This is a genomic window from Bifidobacterium hapali, from assembly GCF_002259755.1.
Classification (GTDB): Bacteria; Actinomycetota; Actinomycetes; order Actinomycetales; family Bifidobacteriaceae; genus Bifidobacterium; species Bifidobacterium hapali.
Genome location: NZ_MWWY01000043.1, coordinates 43626 through 49930, shown reverse-complemented (window position 1 = coordinate 49930; position 6305 = coordinate 43626). Strand labels below are relative to the sequence as shown.

At 50.6% G+C, this 6305-nt stretch carries 5 protein-coding genes and 1 tRNA gene; 1 reads left to right on the top strand and 5 read right to left on the bottom strand.

Annotated features, from left to right (window positions below; translation table 11 throughout):
- From BHAP_RS10105 to BHAP_RS12190, 3 genes are all read right to left on the bottom strand, one after another.
- A partial coding sequence (locus tag BHAP_RS10105; protein WP_143248788.1) for a transposase occupies positions 1-500 on the bottom strand: 500 nt, incomplete at its 3' end.
- A 292-nt stretch (positions 501-792) separates the two neighbouring features.
- Positions 793-869 (bottom strand) — tRNA-Pro (locus tag BHAP_RS10100).
- Between the two features lie 388 nt (positions 870-1257).
- The gene (locus BHAP_RS12190) at positions 1258-2214 is read right to left on the bottom strand and encodes a PDDEXK family nuclease (RefSeq protein WP_420807738.1); all 957 of its coding nucleotides are present in this window, start codon (positions 2212-2214) and stop codon (positions 1258-1260) included.
- A 306-nt stretch (positions 2215-2520) separates the two neighbouring features.
- On the opposite strand from BHAP_RS12190, the gene BHAP_RS10090 reads away from it, so the two are divergent.
- Complete coding sequence (locus tag BHAP_RS10090; protein ID WP_244569391.1) at positions 2521-3111, top strand: alpha/beta hydrolase; 591 nt, start codon at positions 2521-2523, stop codon at positions 3109-3111.
- A 167-nt stretch (positions 3112-3278) separates the two neighbouring features.
- Here BHAP_RS10090 and der read toward each other — a convergent pair whose 3' ends face one another.
- Positions 3279-5426, bottom strand: a complete 2148-nt coding sequence (gene der, locus BHAP_RS10085) for a bifunctional cytidylate kinase/GTPase Der (RefSeq protein ID WP_094730550.1) — start codon at positions 5424-5426, stop codon at positions 3279-3281.
- On the bottom strand, positions 5423-6199 hold the full coding sequence (locus tag BHAP_RS10080; RefSeq protein ID WP_094730549.1) for a pseudouridine synthase: 777 nt from the start codon (positions 6197-6199) through the stop codon (positions 5423-5425). Before BHAP_RS10080 ends, der begins: the two co-directional genes overlap by 4 nt.
- Between the last annotated feature and the right edge of the window lie 106 nt (positions 6200-6305).

Below are 6305 nucleotides of genomic sequence, written 5' to 3'. Positions count from 1 at the left end.
GCCACCGCGGCCCCTTTCGTCTCGCCGAGCAATTGCCGCTTCCAGTTTCTCACGACTGATGAATCCACGCCCAGTTCTTCCGCCGCCTGACGCGACCTCATCTCGCCGGACGCGACCCGGAGCACGGCCTCACGCTTGAGCTCCTCGGGTATGGGCCCATGGCACAGACGACGTTCGCCCGGCGCGAGCTCGTCGATCCACGCGGCCAGCAGCGTCTTGCTCGGATACCCCAACCGGCGGATTGTACGGCTCGCCCGCCGCCCGTGCGTCAGATAATGATCCACTGCCGCCCGCTTCTGCTCCGCCGTGTAGCGCGCATACCGCTCCCCACGACTCGACGGCACCCCAGTCCTCTGCTCCTCGAGCCAGTCATGGTGCCACATGCGCAACGCTTCCCGACTGGGATAACCCAGCTCGCGGATCACATCCGCAGCGCAGCACTCGTACCGCACATACAACTCAACCGCACGCCGACGCTGCTCCTTGCTGTACCTCGCCATGGCCGTTTCCTCCTTGGATCACAGTCCAAGAAAACAGCACCACCCCCCCTGTCGAACAAACATTGAAACAAAACAAGCGGGGCCGTTTTATGAAGAAGTTGTGAAAAGTCGTCTTGGAAGAGCCGGGAAAGTCGCCGGGCGACCGCTTGAAAATGGCTTGATTTGAGGCGTGTCGCGTGGTCGTCGTGTCTGGTCGTGTCCGAAAATCGTGTCTGAATCGTGTCTGGAGGGCCAAAAGAGGGGGTTCGGACAATAATGGAAAAGCCCGGAATCGTTGAAATTCCGGGCTTTCTGGTCGGACCAGCGGGATTTGAACCCGCGACCCCTTGACCCCCAGTCAAGTGCGCTACCAAACTGCGCTATGGTCCGATTGACTGATTATTCACGTCGTGTCTGAGCGGGAAAAACAACGTAGGTAATTCCGTCATCGTGTCTAATCGTGTCTGTCTTAAATTATCCGCTTTTCAGCGTAGGCCCTTAGCCCTACTGGTAGCTGACATCCGGTCAGGTGTCACTCAGTATGACTGAGTAACCCCTTGACCCCCAGTCAAGTGCGCTACCAAGCTGCGCTATGAGCCGATGTTGTAAAGACAACGATTAGCTAATTTAGCATATGATGCAAAGAACGCAAGCCACACCATCCTCAGCGTGTCTTTATAACCTTCAGTCTCATCACTCCCTGCTAACCTGCAATTATTAATAAATCAGGTGTACCCAGCTAACCGTTGTATAAAAACGTATGTTCCAGCTTGCCTGATTAAACTGAGTCAGAAGTGTTCATAGAAGCATGCCGTATATCAGAGAGAAATAATTTCAAACGTTTCTCTCGTTTTCGGTTGTCATAGAAATAGCACTCCCAATACGACAGTACAATCCATCCTTCATCGATGAGATGATAACGCTCTTCCATTGCTGTTTCCCGTTGATCGATATGAGCTTCACGCCATAGTCGCAACGTTTCAGGAGGAAGCGCTTTCCTTTTACATTCAGAACGATCATGCCACAAACAGGGATCAACAAAGACCATGATACGATACTTTGGTAATACAATGTCTGGCGGCCCCGGATAGCGCGAATCGTATTTACGAAATCGATACCCATGCCGAAATAAGCACGATCGTAATTGGGATAACAACGGCTCCATATAAGAAGTTTTCTCTGGCGTGACTAGATTTTGCGCTCCAGCGACCTGTAACGCATAAAACATCTCAATACCCTGATCATCTGCATAATAACGGAATGATGCAGTAATAGACGGATCAACAAATTTCATGATTGTCCGAACAGCTTTTTTCGCTTCCTCCTGTGAAGAAGTCGTACCGTATGCATCAAATTCAGGAATCGTATAAATCCACATATCACCAATGTGCTCAATGAATACGGATATACCTTTACGCTCTGAAGATGTCTGAACGACGACCGTATTCTTTGACCTGTTCGGTTTATCCTCACGTCTTCGCCCATAATACGGTTTGGATGTCAAATGATAGCCGTGGCATTGTGGACACAGATAATACCGACGCGCATCCTTCGCCTGAGTTGAACCTCGTCGTTGCCTGCGTGCACCAGATAATGCAATTTTGGCATCAAGTTCAGTCCTAAACCTCACCTTCCCACAGGAGCGTGTTTTCTTTTCATGAGGATCTTCAAGGGCATGTATTTGCTGATATAACTGTATCCTACGGCTTTTCTGCTTTGGTGTTCTGATGCCCACAGTATCTCCTCATACGTAGCATGCAAATCAACAGTCAATTCTTTTTATTTTCTCACAACTGTTTTATCTCTTTGAACAATGCTCTGTGTAACCGAGTTTGGCCTATGCCCGCGAGTCATAAAGAATGGCCGCGCCCTGCACAAGATAGACTTTTGCTAACAACACAACAGGAAGTGACAGCTCATGCAATTGCGATACATTAGTCAGATTAATAACAATGAAATCACCAATAATCAGGTCACCAGCAACGCTGCGAACACAAACGCAAACGCAACAGCCGATGTACTTGATGATCGCTTGTTTATCATGTTCCACGGTTATGGCAATGACGAGCATGAGATGATTCGTATCATTGACGCCGTGTACAAGGCTGAACAACAAGTATCATGCCCAGTAACTTCCCCGCTACTGGCACCACAACCGAGTTATCTATCGTTCCACGGAACGTATGACCGCCCATACATGGGCGGCGCGTATTGGTATCCGGATGGTTGCACGGTTGAGAAACGTCGTCGTGCCTGTGAGCAGGTCAGTAACGCGGTTGTTTCACTGTTAGATTCAACGATGTTCACTCATCGTCGCAAGATCCTTGTTGGGTTCTCGCAAGGCGGTTATCTTGCATACCGCATGATTGTCGATCATCCAACTATGTTCGATGCTGCGATTTTGCTTAGCCCATCGTTTAAGGGTGAGAACCATACCACTTCTCTTACGTCACCGACTCGTATCTTCCTCGCGTACGGCGCAAACGATCGTACGATTCCACATGACGATCAACTCACTGCTCGCCGCGTACTCAATGCAGCCGGTCATCTCGAATACCATGAATATCGCGGCATGGCTCATGTAATCTGCGATCAAGAGATTAATGATATTCATGATTTTCTCAGCCGCTAATCCATGCCGCCAGTACCAGCTACTCAGCTGGTTTACTCAAAAAGCTGCCCGTACATAAACGCATACAACAATGCTGAACACATGCAAAAGGGCATCTGCAACTGACAACAAATCAGTCACAGATGCCCTTATTTAGTGCGTATAGTGCGAGTTGTTACAAAGAAAACTTACTTGCGCTTCTTCTTTTCGCGGATATTCACTGAAATCTGAATCGGAGAGCCCTCAAAACCGAACTCTTCACGCAACGAACGTTCAATGAAGCGTCGATACCCGTGCTCAAGGAACCCGGTTGCAAAGATCACAAACCGAGGCGGGCGCGTTGAGGCTTGTGTTGCGAACAGGATACGAGGCTGCTTGCCACCGCGCAACGGGTGAGGATGCGCGGACTGAATCTGACCGAGAAACGCGTTGAGCTTACCAGTCGGAATACGCTTATCCCATGATTCAAGCGCTTCTCGCATCGCACGCGTCAAACGATTCGTATGCCAACCAGTTTTAGCAGACAAGTTCACGCGCGCAGCCCACGTCACACGTTCAAACTCAGTCTTCCACAAACGCTCCATGCGTTGACGATCAAACTCGTCCATCAAATCCCACTTGTTGAACACCAGCACAATCGCACGGCCCGCGTCAACAGCAGAACTCATCACTTTAAGATCCTGATCAGAAACCGGCTGTGATGCGTCAAACAATACCAACGCCAGCTCAGAACGCTCGATCGCAGCCTGCGTGCGCAGTGACGAATAGTATTCTGCACCAGATAGCTTGTGCAGCCGTCGCTTAATACCAGCAGTATCGATAAACAGCCAATCTTCACCATCCATGCGTACGACTTCGTCCACCGGGTCTCTCGTGGTACCAGCTAAATCGTTAACCACCGCACGTTCTTCACCCGCAAGCTGATTGAGCAGCGACGACTTGCCAACATTCGGCCGACCAACCAGTGCAACACGACGTAAGTTAGTCGGTGTCAAAAATCCGGAAGTCTTCTTCGCTTTCTTGAGCGAGTCAAGCGCTGCGTCAAGCAGATCGCCCACTCCCCTACCGTGCATGGCAGAAATCGCATACGGTTCGCCAAGTCCAAGCTTCCAGAATTCAGCCGACAAATACTCGTTTGACGAGTCATCAATCTTATTGACGGCGAGCGTTACTGGCTTACCAGAGGCACGTAACAATTTGACAATGCGCTCATCTGTATCCGTTAGGCCAACTTGCGCATCCACTACGAATATGATTGCGTCAGACAATTGCATTGCAATCTGCGCCTGTGACGCGATAGCCGAGTCAATGCCTTCGACGTCAGCCTCCCAGCCACCAGTATCAACAAGTTTAAAGTCCGTACCAGTCCATTCCGCATCGTAACTGACACGATCGCGGGTCACACCGGGCGTGTCTTCCACAACAGCGGCACGACGGCCAAGAATACGATTCACTAGCGTAGACTTGCCAACATTCGGACGACCAATCACCGCGAGTACGCCTACTTGTTTAGGACCAGATTCACCGGTAACCGTAACACCGCCACGGTTTGCAACAAGTGCCTCATCAGCCTCATCGAGATCGTAGCCCTCAAGATTGGCAACGTACTGCTGATATTCCTGCTCCTCGATAGCAGCATCTACGAGTTCGATCAACGCATCCAACGTCTGTTCGAACGTCATATCGGAATTATCAATCGTCGTCACGCCTTCGGCAGCCGTCATAAAACTCGTCACCTTAGCGTCTGCCTTGTCACGAGCAGCAACATCCTCCGCCCCAACAGCAGCATCAGCACCAACCGCCGTAACAGCCTGACCAGTACGACGAGCCTGACGCACTTCTTCTCGAGCCGTGAGCAGCACACGGACCTCAGCATCAGGAGCGACAACAGTAGTAATGTCACGTCCTTCAGCAACAATGCCGCGACCATCTGAGAACGAATCAACAGCAGCCTCGCGCGCGATTGTTGCACGTTGTGCCGCAATGAGCACACGACGTACTGGAATCACATTCGATACCTTCGAGACATGCGAAGAGACTTCAGACGAGCGAATCGCCTCGCTAATATCCTCTCCATCGCATGTCACACGCGAATCATCGGGGTCAACCGTAATATCAAAATGCCCACCAGTAAAGAACTCACCAACAGTCTCAGTGATTAGACGCTCATCTACAGTTTCAGCATCCAAATCAATGCCTTGCTTCATGCACCACCATGCACATGCGCGGTACATTGCACCCGTATCAAGGTACGCGAAACCGTAATACTTGGCTAGCGCCTTCGACGTGGATGACTTACCCACGCCAGCGGGACCGTCAATAGCAACGCGAATCACAAACCCACCGCCTTCGACAATGAGCGCACTTCTGTCTGCGACAGTACGCGATACGAGCCAGGTTTAATTTCACCGAGTTTAATCGGACCGATTTGTGTACGAACTAGTCGCTTCACAGGGAATCCGATCGAGCCGAAAATACGACGTACGATACGGTTTTTGCCTGAATGCAGTACGACTTTGACGATTGTGGTATCTCGGTTCGCATCGATAATCGCACATCTGTCGAGTTTAATCCAACCGTCGTCAAGCTGTACACCGGTGGTGACGAGTCGGCGGCACACTGTACCACTGATCTTGCCTTCGATCGTAGCAATGTACGTCTTCTCGACCTCATACTTAGGATGCATGACGTGTTGGCTCAGCTCGCCATCGTTCGTCATGAGGATAAGACCTTCAGAATCGTAGTCCAGACGACCCATGTGGAAGATGCGATCATACTTGTCGCCAACAATGTCGCGCAATGTATAGCGGCCCTTAGGATCTTCCATAGCGCTGAGCACACGCTTAGGCTTGTTGAGCGCTAACGTGACGTGATTGGGGTTAATACGAACTCGTGATCCGTCGACACGTACCTGCTGACGTTCAGGATCAACACGCGTACCAAGTTCAGTAACCAGTTCACCATCGACCTCAACACGGCCGTCAGTAATCATTTCCTCGCACTTGCGGCGAGAACCGAATCCAGCCTGTGCAAGAACTTTCTGCAGGCGGATAGCATTATCATCATCATTAATATGCGCCTTCTCGGCGCGAGAATATGCGTGTGGCATCGTTCTCCCAACGTGGCCTTGCGTACTTCAATCCATACGCGAATCGTGCAATCTATGTGCATGCGGTTGTAACAGTATGTTCATCAACCGCAGACGGAATTAGTAT